At 71.2% G+C, this 16781-nt stretch carries 14 protein-coding genes and 1 rRNA gene; 8 read left to right on the top strand and 7 right to left on the bottom strand.

Annotation, left to right across the window (positions count from 1 at the left end):
* Positions 1–75: ribosomal RNA gene (gene rrf / locus ABT114_RS42365) — 5S ribosomal RNA — on the top strand; the annotation flags it as partial.
* 125 nt (positions 76–200) lie between these two features.
* Here the strand turns inward: rrf and ABT114_RS42370 are convergent.
* Genes ABT114_RS42370 through ABT114_RS42390 form a run of 5 tightly spaced genes read right to left on the bottom strand, consistent with a single transcriptional unit; the run spans position 201 to position 5814 of the window.
* On the bottom strand, positions 201–1511 hold the full coding sequence (locus tag ABT114_RS42370) for a DUF58 domain-containing protein (protein WP_351150221.1): 1311 nt from the start codon (positions 1509–1511) through the stop codon (positions 201–203).
* Complete coding sequence (locus ABT114_RS42375) at positions 1511–2500, bottom strand: AAA family ATPase (RefSeq protein ID WP_351150394.1); 990 nt, start codon at positions 2498–2500, stop codon at positions 1511–1513. Before ABT114_RS42375 ends, ABT114_RS42370 begins: the two co-directional genes overlap by 1 nt.
* Positions 2500–3696, bottom strand: a complete 1197-nt coding sequence (locus ABT114_RS42380) for a DUF4350 domain-containing protein (protein WP_351150224.1) — start codon at positions 3694–3696, stop codon at positions 2500–2502. Before ABT114_RS42380 ends, ABT114_RS42375 begins: the two co-directional genes overlap by 1 nt.
* A complete protein-coding gene (locus ABT114_RS42385) occupies positions 3693–4475 on the bottom strand; it encodes a DUF4129 domain-containing protein (protein WP_351150227.1) in 783 nt (260 codons plus the stop codon). Before ABT114_RS42385 ends, ABT114_RS42380 begins: the two co-directional genes overlap by 4 nt.
* A gap of 4 nt (positions 4476–4479) precedes the next feature.
* Entirely contained in the window at positions 4480–5814 is a 1335-nt protein-coding gene (locus ABT114_RS42390; protein WP_351150230.1) for a hypothetical protein, read from the bottom strand.
* A gap of 140 nt (positions 5815–5954) precedes the next feature.
* On the opposite strand from ABT114_RS42390, the gene mtnA reads away from it, so the two are divergent.
* The 7 genes from mtnA to ABT114_RS42425 all read left to right on the top strand — a co-directional run bounded on the left by mtnA (position 5955) and on the right by ABT114_RS42425 (position 14850).
* Positions 5955–7097 (top strand): S-methyl-5-thioribose-1-phosphate isomerase, encoded by a 1143-nt coding sequence (gene mtnA / locus ABT114_RS42395; protein ID WP_351150233.1) that lies wholly within the window; start codon positions 5955–5957, stop codon positions 7095–7097.
* A 4-nt stretch (positions 7098–7101) separates the two neighbouring features.
* A complete protein-coding gene (gene mtrA, locus ABT114_RS42400) occupies positions 7102–7791 on the top strand; it encodes a two-component system response regulator MtrA (RefSeq protein ID WP_351150236.1) in 690 nt (229 codons plus the stop codon).
* 1 nt (position 7792) lies between these two features.
* On the top strand, positions 7793–9868 hold the full coding sequence (gene mtrB / locus ABT114_RS42405) for an MtrAB system histidine kinase MtrB (protein ID WP_351150239.1): 2076 nt from the start codon (positions 7793–7795) through the stop codon (positions 9866–9868).
* Positions 9858–11693, top strand: coding sequence for an LpqB family beta-propeller domain-containing protein (locus ABT114_RS42410; protein WP_351150241.1), 1836 nt, complete (start codon positions 9858–9860; stop codon positions 11691–11693). The genes mtrB and ABT114_RS42410 overlap by 11 nt, the downstream gene beginning before the upstream one ends.
* A 262-nt stretch (positions 11694–11955) precedes the next feature.
* Positions 11956–12891: a ComF family protein gene (locus ABT114_RS42415; RefSeq protein WP_351150244.1), complete on the top strand. Its 936-nt coding sequence runs from the start codon at positions 11956–11958 to the stop codon at positions 12889–12891.
* A gap of 315 nt (positions 12892–13206) precedes the next feature.
* Positions 13207–13899: a ribosome hibernation-promoting factor, HPF/YfiA family gene (hpf, locus tag ABT114_RS42420; RefSeq protein WP_351150395.1), complete on the top strand. Its 693-nt coding sequence runs from the start codon at positions 13207–13209 to the stop codon at positions 13897–13899.
* A 207-nt stretch (positions 13900–14106) separates the two neighbouring features.
* The gene (locus ABT114_RS42425) at positions 14107–14850 is read left to right on the top strand and encodes a response regulator (protein ID WP_351150246.1); all 744 of its coding nucleotides are present in this window, start codon (positions 14107–14109) and stop codon (positions 14848–14850) included.
* Positions 14851–14883: 33 nt separating this feature from the next.
* On the opposite strand, the gene ABT114_RS42430 is transcribed toward ABT114_RS42425, so the two are convergent.
* Complete coding sequence (locus ABT114_RS42430) at positions 14884–16053, bottom strand: winged helix-turn-helix domain-containing protein (protein WP_351150249.1); 1170 nt, start codon at positions 16051–16053, stop codon at positions 14884–14886.
* Positions 16054–16138: 85 nt separating this feature from the next.
* On the bottom strand, positions 16139–16717 hold the full coding sequence (locus ABT114_RS42435; RefSeq protein ID WP_351150252.1) for a GNAT family N-acetyltransferase: 579 nt from the start codon (positions 16715–16717) through the stop codon (positions 16139–16141).
* Between the last annotated feature and the right edge of the window lie 64 nt (positions 16718–16781).

Here is a 16781-nt window from a genome sequence, read left to right on the forward strand (position 1 = left end):
AACCCGGAAGCTAAGCCTTACAGCGCCGATGGTACTGCAGGGGGGACCCTGTGGGAGAGTAGGACGCCGCCGAACAAATTTTGAGAAAACCCCCGGCCGGGATTCCCGGCACGGGGGTTTTCTGCGTTCCGAGTTCCTGGCCTATGTCCGACTCCGCAGAGTGAGCGAACCCTCCCCTCAGAGCGCGCTCACCCCTCATCTCACAGGCGACCGGCAGCCTTCAGCGCCAGATACGCGTCCGCCAGCGTGGGAGCCAGTTCGTCCGGAGTCGCATCGATGACCGTGACTCCATGCCGGCGGAGCTGTTCGGCTGTGCGATGGCGTTCTGCTTGGGCCTGGGCGGCGGCCGCAGCCTCGTACACCGCGTCGGCGTTGCCGCGTGCCGTCGCCATACGGGCGATGCGCGGGTCGGCGACCGATGCAACCAGCACCGTATGGCGCTGGGTGAGCTGGGCGAGGACGGGGAGGAGGCCTTCCTCCACAGGGGCCGCGTCGAGGGTACTGAGCAGCACGATCAAGGAGCGGCGGGGGGCGGTACGAAGGGCGGTGGCCGTGAGGCCACGGGCGTTCGTCTCGACCAGTTCAGGTTCGAGTGTGGCCATGGCGTTGACCAGGGACGGCAGGACGTCGCTTGCGGTTCGGCCCTGGACGAGGGCGCGTACCCGGCGGTCGTATGCGAGCAGGTCGACTCGGTCGCCGGCGCGGGATGCCAGGGCTGCCAGTAGCAGGGCCGCGTCCATCGAGGCGTCGAGGCGTGGGGCGTCGCCCACGCGACCCGCCGAGGTACGACCGGTGTCGAGGACCAGCAAGATGTGGCGGTCGCGTTCGGGGCGCCAGGTGCGTACAGCGACCGTGGTCTGGCGGGCCGTGGCTCGCCAGTCGATGGAGCGGGTGTCGTCGCCGGGGACGTACTCGCGCAGGCTGTCGAATTCCGTGCCTTCGCCCCGGGTGAGCACGCTGGTGCGGCCGTCGAGCTCGCGCAGACGGGCGAGTTTGGACGGCAGGTGCTTGCGGCTGGTGAAGGGGGGAAGGACCCGTACCGTCCACGGGACTCTGTGGGTGCCTTGACGGGAAAAGAGGCGCAGGGGCCCGTAGGAACGGATTGTCACTCGGTCCGCCTGGCGGTCGCCTCGGCGGGTGGGGCGTAGGCGAGTGGTGATCTGCCTGCGTTCGCCCGCCGGGACCGCCAGGCGGTGGCGGGAGGCGGGTCCCTCGGTGCCGGGCTGCCAGCTGCTGGGGGGCCAGGCGTCGCGGAGTTGTGCGCGAAGCGGGCGGCGAGTGGGGTTGGTGACGGTGAGGGTGACGTCGGCGGCCTCGCCCAGACGCACGGAAGTGTCGCCGGAGCGCGTCAGGCCCAGGCGTCGTACCGGTGCCGCGAGGGCGAAATCGCAGGCGCACGCCACGGCCAGGGGCGCGTTCACCGCGAGGATGCCCGTCCAGCTGGGGGCCCAGATGCCGATGGGGACGGAGCCGAGTGCCGCCAGAAGGGCGGCGCGTCCGGTGAGCGCCATCAGCGGGGGACGGGGACGTGGGCGAGGATCGCGGTGATGACCGAGTCGGCCGTCACGCCCTCCATCTCTGCCTCCGGGCGAAGCTGCACGCGGTGGCGGAGCGTGGGCAGGGCCAGGGCCTTCACGTCGTCGGGGATGACGTAGTCGCGGCCCGTGAGCCATGCCCAGGCGCGCGAGGTGGCCAGGAGGGCGGTGGCGCCGCGCGGGGAGACGCCCAGGGTGAGGGACGGGGACTCGCGTGTGGCGCGGCAGATGTCCACCACGTAGGCGGTGATCTCCGGGGAGACCGTCGTCTTGGCGACCGCGGCGCGGGCGGCTTCCAGGTCGGCCGGGCCTGCTACGGGGCGTACGCCGGCGGCGCGCAGGTCGCGCGGGTTGAAGCCCTCGGCGTGGCGGGTGAGGACGTCGATCTCGTCCTGTCGGGAGGGGAGAGGGATCGTCAGTTTGAGGAGGAAGCGGTCCAGTTGGGCCTCGGGCAGAGGATACGTGCCTTCGTACTCGACGGGGTTCTGGGTCGCGGCGACCAGGAAGGGGTCGGGAAGCAGGCGGGGGGTGCCGTCGACCGTGACCTGGCGTTCCTCCATGGCCTCGAGGAGGGACGACTGGGTTTTCGGGGGCGTGCGGTTGATCTCGTCGGCGAGCAGGAGGTTGGTGAAGACCGGGCCGGGCTGGAAGGAGAACTCGGCGGTGCGGGCATCGTAGACCAGGGAGCCCGTCACGTCGCTCGGCATCAGGTCCGGAGTGAACTGGACGCGTTTGGTGTCGAGTTCGAGCGCGGAAGCGAGGGCGCGGACGAGCAACGTTTTGGCGACTCCGGGGACTCCTTCGAGGAGAACGTGTCCGCGGCAGAGGAGGGCGACGACGAGGCCGGTCACGGCGGGGTCCTGGCCGACCACGGCTTTGGCGATCTCGGCGCGCAGGGCTTCCAGGGAGTTCCGGGCGTTGCCCTGATCCCTGGTGTACCCGGCGTTGTCAGTGGTCGGGTCCATCATGGACGGCGTACCTCTCTTTCGAGGGCGTCGAGTTGGTCGGCGAGTGCGATCAGGGCCGTGTCGTCGCTGGGCGGCGGGCCGAACAGCAGGGAGTGCAGGGACTGTCCGTCGCCGTGGAGGTGGGCGGACAGCGCGGGGAGCAGGGCTTCGGGCGCGTGCGCCTGGGGCACGGGGACGCCTACGAGGGGGGCGAGGCGGGTGCGGGTGGTGGAGCGAAGAGCGGCGGCCGCGCGGTCGCGGGCGTTCGCCTTGCGGTAGAGGCGGGCGCGGCCTTCGACGGTTTCGGAGGCGCGGATCGCCACGGGGAGTCTTTCGGGCACGAGAGGGCCGAGTCGGCGTGCCCGCCACAGGGCGGCCAGGGCTGCGGCGACGAAGAGCTGCAGGGTGCCCCAGAGCCAGCCGGACGGGAGCAGGTCGAAGAAGTCCTTTTCGCCGTCCGGGCCGGTGGCCGAGTCGTCGGAGAGCGAGGGGAGGTACCAGACCAGATGGGGGCGGGAGCCGAGGAGTTGGAGGGCGAGCGAGGCGTTGCCCTGCTCGTCGAGGGTGTCGTTGTAGAAGATGTCGGGCGCGCCGAGTACGACGGTGTCGCCGTCCCCGGAGGCGTCCGGGATGCGCAGCAGGGTGGCCAGGAGCTCACTGGGGTAGCACTCGTCGGCGTCGAGGTGGGTGGTGGTGTAGCGGATGCCGCCGGTGTCGGCGGTGCCCGCGCGCCGGGCGGCGGGCAGGTTGCACGAGGGGGAGAGCGTCGAGTCGAGGCTCGTGGCGGGGTCCGCGGTGACACCGGGGGCGAGCTTCCGGACGGACCAGCTGCCGGCGGCGACGAGGACGGTACGGCCGCCGGAGGCGGCGGTCGCGGAGTGCAACCGGGTTTGTTGGCGATCCGTCAGCAGGTCGGGGACGGCGACCAGGAGGGTGGTGTCCGGGGCGGCCGCGGCGCGGGCCTCCTGCAGGGTCGTCACCACGCGTGTGTCGACGCCGCGTTCGGCGAGGAGTTCGGCGACCGCGCGGCTGCCGTAGGGGTCGGCGGAGCGTGGGTCGAGCTCGCCGTGCCGGGCGTCGGAGCGCAGGACGGCGATCGCTACGGCCCCTGCCAGGAGCAGGACGAGGGCGAGAGCGATGCCTCGCGCGCGGGTCCACACCTGGCGGGTGGTGGGCGAGGTCGAGGTGGATGGCAGCGTGGCCCCGATGGTCATTCGGAGGCTCCCTGGCGGGCGTGGTGGGCCGTGCTGGGGGTGCTGCTCGCGAGCTGGGGTTTGGTGCGCTCCAGGTCGCGGTCGAGTTCGGCGATGCGGTGGTACGACTGCTCGCTCGCTCTGCGGCCGCCGTATGTGACGTCGTCGAAGTCCCGCGCGGTGGTGCGCAGCCGGTCCGTGTGGTCGGGCAGTGCGCGGCCCGCCTCCGCGGCGGCCTCGTCGGCCGTGCGACCGGGGCGGACGTCGAGGAGGGCGCGTTCCTCCAGGGAGCGGACGATGGCCCGCATGCGTTCCTGGACGGCCTGGTTCCAGTGGCCCTGGGCGGCGTGGGCCTCGGCGGCCGCGCGGTGCTCGGCGGCGGTACGGGGGCGGTCGTCGAACAGGGCGGGGGAGGAGGTGGGTCGGCGGCGCGGGGTGCCCAGGCGCCACCACAGGGCGACCAGGACGGCGACGACGGCCAGGACGATCACGACCAGTCCGAGTGTCCCTCCGGGAGTCGCGGTCGAGGCGGTGTCGAGCAGTTTGCCGACCCAGTCCCAGAAGGCGTTCATGGCGCGTTCGATCAGGCCGGGGTCGTTCTGGTGGTACACGCCCTTGGACAGCTCGCGCCGGGCGGCCTCCCGCGCGGGGTCCCGCCCGATCGTCACCGGCGGCTCGCCGCCGGAGCGTGCCGGCGACAGTACGGATGTGTCGCCGGCGCGCAGCAAGGACCGTACGGCCGTGGTGGTGGTGCGGGGCAGCGCCGGCACCGTTGTGAGAACTCCCCCCGTCAGGCTCACCGCATCAGCTCCCTGGTGTGGCGCCGGAGGAGCCGTAGCCCTGGACGCCTGCGGCGCGGGCCAGTTCGAGGTCGAGGGCCTCGCGGCGGATGCGCTGGTCGATGTAGAGGAGCACGGTGACGCCGGCACTGATCGGGAACGTGATCATGGAGCCGATCACCGCGCCGATTCCACTGATGATGAGGAACGTCCAGCCGTAGTCGCTGCTGCTGGTGAGGAAGCCGGAGACGCCGCCGCCGCTCAGAGCGGCGGCGAGGAAGGTGAAGGGGACGACGACGATCGCGGCGACGATGTTCGCGATGAACGCCCCGAGCAGCTGGATGCCGAAGACCCGCCACCAGGCGCCGCGCACGAGCTTCGCGGAGCGGCTCATCGACTTCACGATGCCCTGCTTCTCCAGCATCAGCGCGGGCGAGGCCAGGGAGTAGCGGACCATCAGCCACAGGGCCACGACGGTGGAGCCCATGCTGCCCAGGATGGCGAGGGCGGTGCCCGCGTCACCGGCTCCCGCGACGGCGATGAGGATGCCGGGCACCGCGCCGGCGACGGCGACACCGAACGTGAGGAGCAGGAGCAGGAAGATCAGGCCGAACAGTTTCGCCACCTGCGGGCGGGCGTCGCGCCAGGCCTCGCCCGTGGTCACCGACTTGCCGAGGACCGCGCGGCTGGTGACCGCGGTGAGCAGGGCGGTCGCCACGATGGTGCCGATCATGGAGACCAGGAGGAGGACACCGGAGTTGAGCAGGGAGTTCCCCATGGCTCGGGTCAGTTCGCTCAGTGTCGCGCTCGGGTCGTCGAGGGCCTCGGCGCCCGCGCTCTCGTCCAGGACGAGGCCGCGCAGCAGGACGACGACGATCTCCATGACGACCGCGACAGCGAGCGAGAAGCCCAGCACGGTGCGCCAGTGGGTGCGCATGGTGGCCACCGCGCCGTCGAGGATCTCGCCGACGCCGAGCGGGCGCAGTGGGATCACGCCGGGCTTGGCCGCGGGCGGGGGGCCGCCCCAGCCTGCTCCCCAGCCGGGGTAGCGGGCCGGGCCGCCGGGGCCGCCGTAGCCCCCGCCGGGGGCGTTGGGGGGCCGGTTGCCCCAGCCCGGGCCGGGCGGTGGGGGCGGCGGAGCCTGGCCGGGGCTCTGCGGGCCGGTCGGCGCGGACCACTGGGCCGGTGGCGGCTGCACCTGGGACCACTTCGCGGCGGGGTTCTGCGGGTCTGTGCCCGACTCGCCCGCGGGCTGTGCGGAGCCGGGTCGGTCGGCGGGCTCGGCAGGGCCGGACGCACCGGGCTCCTGCCCGTTGGACGGGGCGGATCCGGGCGAGGCCCAGCCCGGAGTGTCTTTCATCGTCGCTCCTTCACGGTGCCCGTCCGCGGTCGCGGCGGAAGGTTGGCAGACATCGTGCCATGGGGTGGTCACCGAGGGACCGGCCGCGGTCGGTGCTGTACACCTTCAATTGTCCGCCGGATACGGGGCAGACTGACCGCATGGCTGATCAGTACGCGCAATCCGGCGAGGACAAGCGGCCGACCGAGATACCCGTGATCCGTTGGGAAGAGCCACCCGAAGGCCCGGTACTGGTGCTTCTCGACCAGACGAGACTGCCGGCCGAGGAGGTCGAACTGGTTTGTACGGACGCGTCCGCGCTGGTGGAGGCGATCCGTTCGCTCGCCGTGCGCGGCGCGCCGCTGCTCGGCATCGCCGGGGCATACGGCGTCGCGCTCGCCGCCGCTCGCGGGTTCGACGTGGACGAGGCCGCGAACGGGCTGGCGGGTGCCCGGCCCACGGCGGTGAACCTCGCCGTCGGTGTACGCAGGGCGCGGTCGGCGCACGCGGCCGCGCTCGCCCGCAGTGGTGACGAGCGGCAGGCCGCCGAGGCGGCGCTGGCTGCGGCGCGGCAGCTGCACCGGGAGGACGCGGAGGCCAGCGCCCGTATGGCCCGGCACGGGCTGGCGCTGCTCGACGAGCTGCTGCCCGGCGGCGGGCACCGCGTGCTCACGCACTGCAACACCGGATCGCTGGTGTCCGGCGGGGAGGGAACGGCGTTCGCGGTGGCCCTCGCGGCGCACCGGGTGGGGCGGCTGCGGCGCCTGTGGGTGGACGAAACGCGTCCGTTGCTGCAAGGTGCTCGCCTGACGGCGTACGAGGCGGCCCGTACCGGCATGGCGTACACCTTGCTCACGGACAACGCGGCAGGTTCGCTGTTCGCGGCGGGGGAGGTGGACGCGGTGCTGATCGGGGCCGACCGCATCGCGGCCGACGGTTCGGTGGCGAACAAGGTGGGGAGCTATCCGCTCGCGGTGCTCGCGCGGTACCACCATGTGCCGTTCATCGTGGTGGCACCGGTGACGACGGTGGATCCGCAGACGCCGGACGGGGCGGCGATCGAGGTCGAGCAGCGTCCGGGATTCGAAGTGACCGAGGTCACAGCACCGCAGGTGCCGGTGACGGGAGGGGGTGGCGGGGTTCCGGTGGCACCCCTGGGAACCCAGGCGTACAACCCGGCGTTCGATGTGACGCCGCCGGAGCTGGTGACGGCGATCGTCACCGAAGAAGGCGCCGTTTCGCCCGTGACCGCTGAGGCTCTTGCCGAGCTGTGTGCCAGGTCACGCCAGGTAACGATTAGCTAATGGGATGATGTCGTTTATGAAGGGACGAGTCCTTGTCGTCGATGACGACACCGCACTGGCCGAGATGCTCGGCATTGTGTTGCGTGGTGAAGGTTTTGAGCCGTCTTTCGTAGCCGACGGCGACAAGGCGCTGGCCGCTTTCCGTGAGAGCAAGCCCGACCTGGTGCTCCTGGACCTGATGCTGCCCGGACGGGACGGTATCGAGGTGTGCCGCCTGATCAGGGCGGAGTCAGGGGTGCCGATCGTGATGCTCACGGCGAAGAGCGACACCGTCGACGTCGTCGTGGGCCTGGAGTCGGGTGCCGACGACTACATCGTGAAGCCGTTCAAGCCGAAGGAGCTGGTCGCCCGGATCCGGGCGCGGCTGCGGAGGTCGGAGGAGCCGACGCCGGAGCAGCTCGCCATCGGCGATCTGGTCATCGACGTGGCCGGTCACTCCGTGAAGCGGGACGGGCAGTCGATCGCGCTGACGCCGCTGGAGTTCGACCTGCTGGTCGCGCTGGCCCGCAAGCCGTGGCAGGTGTTCACGCGTGAGGTCCTGCTCGAGCAGGTGTGGGGCTACCGGCACGCGGCGGACACCCGTCTGGTCAATGTGCATGTACAGCGGCTGCGCTCCAAGGTCGAGAAGGATCCGGAGCGGCCGGAGATCGTGGTGACCGTCCGTGGGGTGGGTTACAAGGCAGGGCCGAGCTGACATGTCCGGTGACAGTGCCGCGTCGGCGCCCGGGCGGAACGGGGCCCGAGCCGGGCGGCCTGTCGGCCGGAAGACGGCGGGCTCCCGCTGGGGACGCCTGTGGGAGGCCGGGCTGCTCCAGGGCGGAGTCCAGGGCAGCCCGGTCCTCCGCCTGTTCATGCGCTGGGTGCGCCGGCCGCTGCTGCCTGTCATGCGGCTGTGGCGGCGCAACATCCAGCTCAAGGTCGTCGTCACGACGCTGCTGATGTCGCTGGGTGTCGTCCTGCTGCTGGGCTTCGTCGTCATCGGCCAGGTGCGCAACGGCCTGCTGGACGCCAAGGTGAAGGCGTCGCAGAGTCAGGCCACGGGCGGGTTCGCGGTGGCCAAGCAGAAGGCGGACGAGGCGGCGGCCGGCACCGACGGCGAGGCCTCCGCGGTGGACGGCCAGCCCTCCCAGAACCTCATCGAGTGGATGAGCAACCTGGTGTCGTCGCTCTCCAGCGGCGGCCAGGGGGCCTTCGACGTGGTGACCCTGCCCGCGGGCGACGACAGCGCCGGCGGGCGCGGACCGCGTGCCTCCGGCGGCGTCGACCCGACGTCGAGCGTGCCCGAGGATCTGCGCGCGCGGATCGACAGCAGCACTGGGGCAGCCCAGCGCTATACCCGCATCATCTACAAGGACGACGACAAGGAGTCGCAGCCGGCCCTGGTCATCGGCAAGCAGGTCAACGACCCGCACGGCGACCCGTACCAGCTGTACTACCTCTTCCCGCTCACGCAGGAGGAGAAGTCCCTGAGTCTGGTCAAGGGCACGCTCGCGACCGCCGGGCTCTTCGTCGTCGTACTCCTCGGGGCCATCGCGTGGCTCGTGGTGCGGCAGGTCGTCACGCCCGTGCGGATGGCTGCCGGGATCGCCGAGCGGCTGTCCGCGGGGCGCCTGCAGGAACGTATGAAGGTCACCGGCGAGGACGACATCGCGCGGCTCGGCGAGGCCTTCAACAAGATGGCGCAGAACCTGCAGCTGAAGATCCAGCAGTTGGAGGACCTGTCGCGGATGCAGCGACGGTTCGTGTCCGACGTGTCCCACGAGCTGCGCACGCCGCTGACGACCGTGCGGATGGCCGCCGACGTCATCCACGACGCGCGCGTGGACTTCGACCCGGTGACCGCGCGGTCGGCCGAGCTGCTCGCCGATCAGCTGGACCGGTTCGAGACGCTGCTCGCGGACCTGCTGGAGATCAGCCGCTTCGACGCGGGCGCGGCGGCGCTGGAGGCCGAGGCGATAGACCTCAGGGAGGTCGTGTGGCGGGTGGTCAGCGGTGCCGAGCCACTGGCCGAGCGCAAGGGCACGACGATACGGGTCGTCGGCGACCAGCAGCCGGTCGTCGCCGAGGCGGATGCCCGGCGGGTGGAGCGGGTGCTGCGCAACCTCGTCGTCAACGCCGTGGAGCACGGCGAGGGCAACGACGTCGTCGTCAAGCTCGCCGCGGCGGGCGGAGCGGTCGCGGTCGCGGTGCGCGACTACGGCGTCGGGCTCAAGCCCGGCGAGGCGACCCGCGTCTTCAGCCGCTTCTGGCGGGCGGACCCGGCACGCGCGCGTACCACCGGTGGTACGGGCCTGGGGCTGTCCATCGCCCTGGAGGACGCGCGGTTGCACGGCGGCTGGCTGCAGGCCTGGGGTGAGCCGGGCGGCGGGTCACAGTTCCGGCTGACGCTGCCGCGCACCGCGGACGAGCCGCTACGGGGCTCGCCGATACCGCTGGAGCCCAAGGACTCGCGGCGTAATCGTGGACTTGATGAGGCCGGTCTGCCGCGCGGGGGCGGGGAGAAGGCCGCCACCGTGCCGGTGCAGCAGACCGGTGACCAGGTGTCGCCGTCGCGGGCCGCTCTGGTACCGCGGCCGGCCACCGTGGTCCCCACCGCCGACCCGACGGCGCTGCCCGGCAACGGCGCGCGCGTGGTGCCACGGCCGGGTCCGCCCGGTCCGGACGGGCGACGACAGGACGACACGCCCGCCGTGGATGCGGGGGTCGCCTCCCGCCGGGACACCGGGCCTGAGGACGCGGACAAGCAAGGGGAGGCATTTCGTGGGCGCTGACCGCGAGGGGGGCGCCCGGCGCAGGCCAGGGCGCGCGGTGGCCTACGCCGCCGGTGGGGTCGTACTGCTGGCGGGGTGTGCGTCGATGCCGGACAGCGGGGACCTGCGTGGTGTCGAGTCCACGCCGCGCCAGGACACGCAGGTGCGCGTGTTCGCGATGCCACCGCGGGAGGATGCGCAGCCCTCGGAGATCGTTCAGGGCTTTCTGGAGGCGCTGACCAGCGACGATCCGACTTATGCGACCGCGCGCCAGTACCTGACGGGTGAGGCCAAGCAGACGTGGAAGCCGGACGTGTCGACCACGGTGCTCACGGACGGGCCGGGGACCGAGGCCGACCCTTCGGGGAGCCGGGTGGACGGCGTCGACTTCTCGTTCACACTGACCGGCACCCGGGTCGCCAGCGTGGACGCACAGCAGGCCTACACGCCCGCCTCCGGGAGCTACCGCCAGCAGGTGCACCTCACGCGGAACCAGAAGTCCGGGCAGTGGCGCATCGACGGGCTGCCGCAGGGCGTCGTCATGGGCAAGTCGGACTTCCAGCGCAACTACATGTCCGTCAACAAGTACTACTTCGCCTCGAACAGTGCCGTCTCGGCGAACAGGCAGCCGGCGGCCGTCGCCGATCCCGTCTACGTGCGTGAGCGCGTGGATCCGATGACGGAGATGGTGCGCTCACTCCTCGAAGGGCCCACCAGCTGGCTGCGGCCCGTCGTCAGGTCGAGCTTTCCCACCGGTACGGCGCTGACGAAGGGCGTCACCTCGCTGACGCCCGACGACCAGAACAAGCTGACCGTGCCGTTGAACGACAAGGCCGCCCGGGTCGGGCAGGCCCAGTGCAACGAGATGGCGGCCCAGCTCCTGTTCACGCTGCAGAACCTCACCCCGGCCGTGGACGAGGTCGAACTGCGGGCGGGTAACACCCGGCTGTGCTCGCTCCGCGAGGGCCGGGCCAGGAGCGTCGCCTCTCGGGGCTCGGTGAAGCACCCCGAGTACCTCTACTTCGTCGACGGCAAGCACCGGTTGGTGCGGATCTCGGGCGCCAGCAGCGACACGAAGGCTGATCCGGTGCCGGGGGCGCTCGGTGAGGGCGCCAAGGGGCTGCGGGCGGCGGCCGTGTCACGGGACGAGCACATGGCGGCCGGCGTGAGTTATGACGGCAAGGCGCTGTACGTCGGGTCACTGGTCTCGGGCAGTTCGCTCGGGGAGCCCGTGCTGCGCAGCCAGGGCGCGAAGGAGGCCGACAGGCTGACGACGCCCAGCTGGGACGCGCGGGGTGACCTGTGGGTGGCCGACCGCGACCCGGCCGACCCACGGCTGCTCCTGCTGGAGCAGGGTGCGGGCCAGCCGCTGGAGGTGCGCACTCCGGGCCTGGACGGGCGCATCAGGGACGTGCGGGTGGCCGCCGACGGGGTGCGCATCGCGCTCGTGGTGGAGAAGGACGGCAAGGGGTCATTGCTCGTCGGGCGGATCGAGCGGGACGAGAAGGGCGGCGAGCGGCCGGTGGTCTCGGTCCTCGAACTGCGTTCCGCGACCCCTGAGTTGGAAGAGGTCACGACCATGGCGTGGGCCGGTGACAGCCGGCTCGTGGTGGTCGGGCAGGAGCAGGGGGGCGTGCAGCAGGTGCGGTACGCCCAGGTCGACGGCTCCGTCCCGGAGGCGCCGGCCCCGCCTGCCGCCCTGACCGGCGTGAAGGAGATCGCCGCGTCCGAGGACGAACGGCTGCCACTGGTGGCGTACTCGGAGGACGGGATCGTCCGGCTGCCCTCCGGGGCGCAGTGGCAGAAGGTGGTCAAGGACGGGTCGGCGCCGGTTTATCCGGGGTGAGCAGGCCGGTCTGCTCCGGTTTTCGGGGTGAGCTGACACGGCTCCGGATTCTTTCCCGGTGAAAGGTTGAGGCGGGCGGCCGTTTCCGTTCGGGGTATTGCCCGGGCGGAGGCGGCCGTCCGCTTTTGCGGGCTGTCGGCGCTCGGGGCGGTGACCGCGGAGTGTGGGCATTGGCGCGGAGTTTTCCACAGGCCGTTTTCCGCAGGGTGGGGGTTTTCCACAGGCCTGGTCGAGTCGTGCGGGTTTTGGCACAGTGGTGGGCATGCGGGGGTGGTGGCAGGACCTCACCGATCTGGTGCTGCCGGCCGAGTGCGGAGGCTGCGGAAGGCCTCGCACGGTGCTCTGCGTGGAGTGCCGTGCCGCCCTGAGCGGGGCCGCGCCGTGCCGGGTGCGACCGGTTCCGGAGCCGTCCGGGCTGCCGGTCGTGCACGCGGCGGCCCGGTACGGGGACGAGGCGCGGGCTGTGTTGCTGGCCCATAAGGAGCGGGGCGCGCTGGCGCTCGCGGGGCCGCTCGGCACCGCTCTGGCGGGAGCCGTGCGGTCGGGGCTGAGGGAGGCCGGGGCGCGGGGCCACGGGGCCGTCACCGCCGCAGGAGGCGGATGGGGGGTGGATGGCACCGATCGACCGGTGCTCCTTGTCCCCGTGCCGTCCGGGCGGCGTGCGGTGCGGGCGCGGGGACACGATCCGGCACGGCGGATCGCGCTCGCGGCGGCCGGTGAGCTACGACGGACCGGGACGCCGGCCCGTGTGCTCGCCGTGTTGCGACAGCGGCGGGCCGTGGCCGACCAGGCGGGACTCAACTCCCGGCAGCGGCTGGACAATCTCGCGGGCGCGCTGGCCGTGGTGTCCGGTGCGGAGCGGCTGCTGGGTGGCGGACCGGTCGTTCTCGTCGACGACCTGATGACGACGGGCGCCTCCCTCGCCGAGGCGGCGCGGGCCGTTCGGGCGACGACGGCGCAGGCCGGGGCGTACGGGAGGCCACCGTCAGCGGTCGTCCGCGGGGCTACGAGGGCAATGCCCGTGTATCCGCGGGCAAGTCGGGAAGGCAGAGAGGAGCGAACGGGCGGGGCAGCCGAAGGGAGGCCGGACCTGGGCAGGACCGAGCAGGCAACGGCGGATGCGGACGGGATCCACGGCCTGATCTGCGCGGCCGTGGTCGCGGCGCCGCAAGATTCTTTCGAATTAAACCGGAACTGACTGCGAACTTGCATCGTTGCAGGTATTGAGAGGGTCAATTCACCTGAACGGAGGTATGCCGCGGTAGAGGGTGACGACATCCGTCCGGGCGAGATATGTTCAGTTGTGAGGGAAACCTGCAGGCCACCCCTCGTATATCTGAATGCCGCGCTGGTGTTTTGCGCAATCAACCTCAGCGCCGGGGGTGTAGACCTTGCCCATGGGGGAGGAGGAGGTGGAAGTCACGGAGTCCGAGGTTCCGGAGTTCACCGGAGCCTGGTGCAAAAGGGAGACGCTCCGCCGCTGATGCGGGGCTATCCGGGAACGGAGTTCTGCGTGGACATCGTCGTCAAGGGCCGCAAGACCGAGGTGCCCGAGCGGTTCCGCAAGCACGTGGCCGAGAAGCTGAACCTGGAGAAGATCCAGAAGCTCGATGGCAAGGTGATCAGCCTCGACGTCGAGGTGTCCAAGGAGCCCAACCCCCGACAGGCCGACCGCTGCGACCGAGTGGAGATCACGCTCCGCTCCCGCGGGCCGGTGATCCGGGCGGAGGCAGCGGCCAGCGATCCGTATGCGGCGCTCGACCTGGCAGCGGAGAAGCTGGACGCCCGGCTGCGCAAGCAGCACGACAAGCGATACACGCGCCGTGGTGCCCGCAGGCTCACGGCAGCAGAGGTCCCCGACCACGTTCCGGGAGTGGCGACACTCAACGGCAACGGCCTCCCCGTCTCGGCGGACGAGTCGGAGGGCGTGCCCACGAAGAAGGTCGGCTCGCTGGAAGTACAGGGTGAAGGCCCCCTGGTGGTCCGCGAGAAGACCCACGTCGCCGCCCCCATGACGCTCGACCAGGCTCTCTATGAGATGGAGCTGGTCGGACACGACTTCTATCTGTTCGTCGACTCCGAGACCAAGGAACCGAGTGTCGTCTACCGGCGGCACGCCTACGACTACGGTGTGATCCACCTCAGCACGGACACGATGGTCACCCAGACGCACTCCCCCGACGCGGGCGGCGCGCTCGGTGGCTGACCCCTTCACGGATGACAGCTGAGGCGGTGCCCCTGGAGCGCGCGTGCGCTCCCAGGGGCACCGGTGTGCGCCCACTCCGCGCACCGCTCTGTCACCGCGTTGTGGTCCGGGCATGAAATCATGGGCACAACGGCTCAACCGGTGGGCCGTTGCCTTGGGTTGGCGATGGCACGGGACCACAGGCCGCAGCCTTCAGGGGGAGGAACGATGGCGGACAGCTTCGGACCGATGCATGACGGGGATGCCGACGGCGGCGTCGTCGGCATGGGCCCGGACACAGGCACACGCAAGGAACCGATCAGAGTCCTTGTCGTGGACGACCACGCCCTGTTCCGCCGTGGCCTGGAGATCGTGCTCGCGGCCGAGGAGGACATCCAGGTCGTAGGAGAGGCGGGCGACGGGGCCGAGGCCGTCGACAAGGCCGCCGACCTGCTGCCGGACATCATCCTGATGGACGTACGGATGCCGAAGCGCGGCGGTATCGAGGCGTGCACCTCCATCAAGGAGGTGGCGCCCAGCGCCAAGATCATCATGCTGACGATCAGCGACGAGGAAGCCGATCTCTACGAGGCGATCAAGGCCGGCGCGACCGGTTACCTGCTGAAGGAGATCTCCACGGACGAGGTGGCCACCGCCATTCGCGCGGTGGCCGACGGGCAGTCGCAGATCAGCCCCTCCATGGCGTCGAAGCTGCTCACCGAGTTCAAGTCGATGATCCAGCGGACCGACGAGCGCCGACTGGTGCCCGCGCCGCGGTTGACGGACCGCGAGCTGGAGGTGCTCAAGCTCGTCGCCACCGGGATGAACAACCGGGACATCGCCAAGGAGTTGTTCATCTCCGAGAACACCGTGAAGAACCACGTGCGCAACATCCTGGAGAAGCTGCAGCTGCACTCCAGGATGGAGGCGGTGGTGTACGCGATGCGGGAGAAGATCCTCGAGATCCGGTAGCCCGGTAGCCCGGTAGCCGGGAGCCGGGAGCGGCTATGCGAGGGCGCGGGCGAGTTCCTTGACGAGGGGCTCGCGCAGGTGCGGTGCGTCCACGCGCTCCACGCGTACGTCCGTGCAGTCGACCCAGCTCGCCGCTTCCACCAGGGCCTCGGCCACTGCCGGGACCGCCTTCGCGCCCTCCAGGGAGACCTGTTTGGCGACGAGCGTGCGGCCCTCGCGGGCGGGGTCCACGCGGCCGACGAGCCGGCCGCCGGCGAGGACCGGCATCGCGAAGTAGCCGTAGACACGCTTCGGCTTGGGGACGTAGGCCTCGAGGCGGTGGGCGAAGCCGAAGATTCGCTCCGTGCGCGCCCGCTCCCAGATCAGCGAGTCGAACGGGGACAGGAGCGTGGTGCGGTGGCGGCCGCGCGGGGCGGTCTCCAGCGCCGCCGGGTCGGCCCACGCGGGCTTGCCCCAGCCCTCCACGGTGACCGGCACGAGACCCGAGTCCGCGATCACCGCGTCGAACTGCTCGCCCTTGAGACGGTGGTAGTCGGCGATGTCCGCGCGGGTGCCGACGCCGAGGGACTGGCCGGCCAGGCGGACGAGGCGGCGCACGCACTCGGTGTCGTCCAGTTCGTCGTGCCGCAGCGCGCCCGGGATCGCGCGCTCGGCCAGATCGTACACACGCTTCCAGCCGCGGCGCTCGACGCAGACCACCTCGCCGTACATCAGCGCGCGTTCGACGGCGACCTTAGTGCCGGACCAGTCCCACCACTCGCTGGTCTTCTTCGCGCCGCCCAACTCCGTCGCCGTGAGAGGGCCTTCGGTGCGGAGCTGCTTGATGACCTGGTCGTAGGTGCCGTCGGGGAGATCGTGGTTCCAGTGGGGGCGGTTGCGGTAGGCGCGGCGGCGGAAGGCGAAGTGGGGCCACTCCTCGATGGGGAGGATGCAGGCGGCGTGCGACCAGTACTCGAACGCGTGCGTGTCCGTCCAGTAGGCGTCGTCCACCGTCTTGCGGCCCACGGCACCGAGGCGGGCGTACGGGACAAGTTCGTGGGAGCGGGCGAGGACGGAGATGGTGTCGAGCTGGACCGCGCCGAGGTGGCGGAGGACACCGCGGACGCCGCCGCGGCGGTCGGCGCCGCCGAGGAAGCCCTGAGCGCGGAGCGCGATGCGGCGGGCGTCGTCTGCCGACAGGGGGGTGGGGCGCGGGGTCGTCATGGTTCCGCACGATAGGGGGTGGGACTGACAACGGGGAGTGAGCTGCGGGTTTGGTGGGTACGCAGCAGCCCGCGGCTGCCCGCAGTCATGCCGGATTTACAGGCGCGGGCAGATACGGGGCCGTCGACGGCAACCCCACGTCCGACGGCAGCAGGGAGCCCACCCAGCAGTCTCGTCGTACGCCCTTGTTGTTGATCGCGGAGCGGAGTGTGCCCTCGATGGTGAAGCCGGTGTTCTCCGCTACTGCTCGGGAGGCGTGGTTGCCGACCTCGGCGCGCCATTCGACGCGGTCGACGGCGAGTCGGGTGAAGGCCCAGCGGGCGGCGGCCAGGGCGGCCTCGGTGGTGTAGCCGTTGCCGCGGTGCTGCTTCGTGGCCCAGAAGCCGATCTCCGCCATGCCCAGGGAGCGCATCGAGAGGGCGAGCATGCCCACCAGCTCCCCTTCGGGGAGGAAAACACCGAACGTGAACATCGAGGCGTTGGCCCAGCCGTCCGGGGCCAGCTGTTCCGTGAAGCCCTGGGCATGCTCGGGAAGATAGGGCGAGGGGATCATGGTCCAGCGCTGGATGTCGGGGTCCTGGGCGGCGGCGTACACGGCGTCGGTGTCGTCCGGGCCGACGGTGCGCAGGACCAGGCGGCCGGTGGTGAGCGTGACGGGTTCCATCGGGCGATTCTGCGCGTGGGCGCGTGGCGGACGCCAGATCTTTGCGGTGCGTGAGCAGGTGATC

The sequence above is a fragment of the Streptomyces sp. NPDC002088 genome (genome assembly GCF_040296605.1).
In the GTDB taxonomy this organism is placed as follows: domain Bacteria; phylum Actinomycetota; class Actinomycetes; order Streptomycetales; family Streptomycetaceae; genus Streptomyces.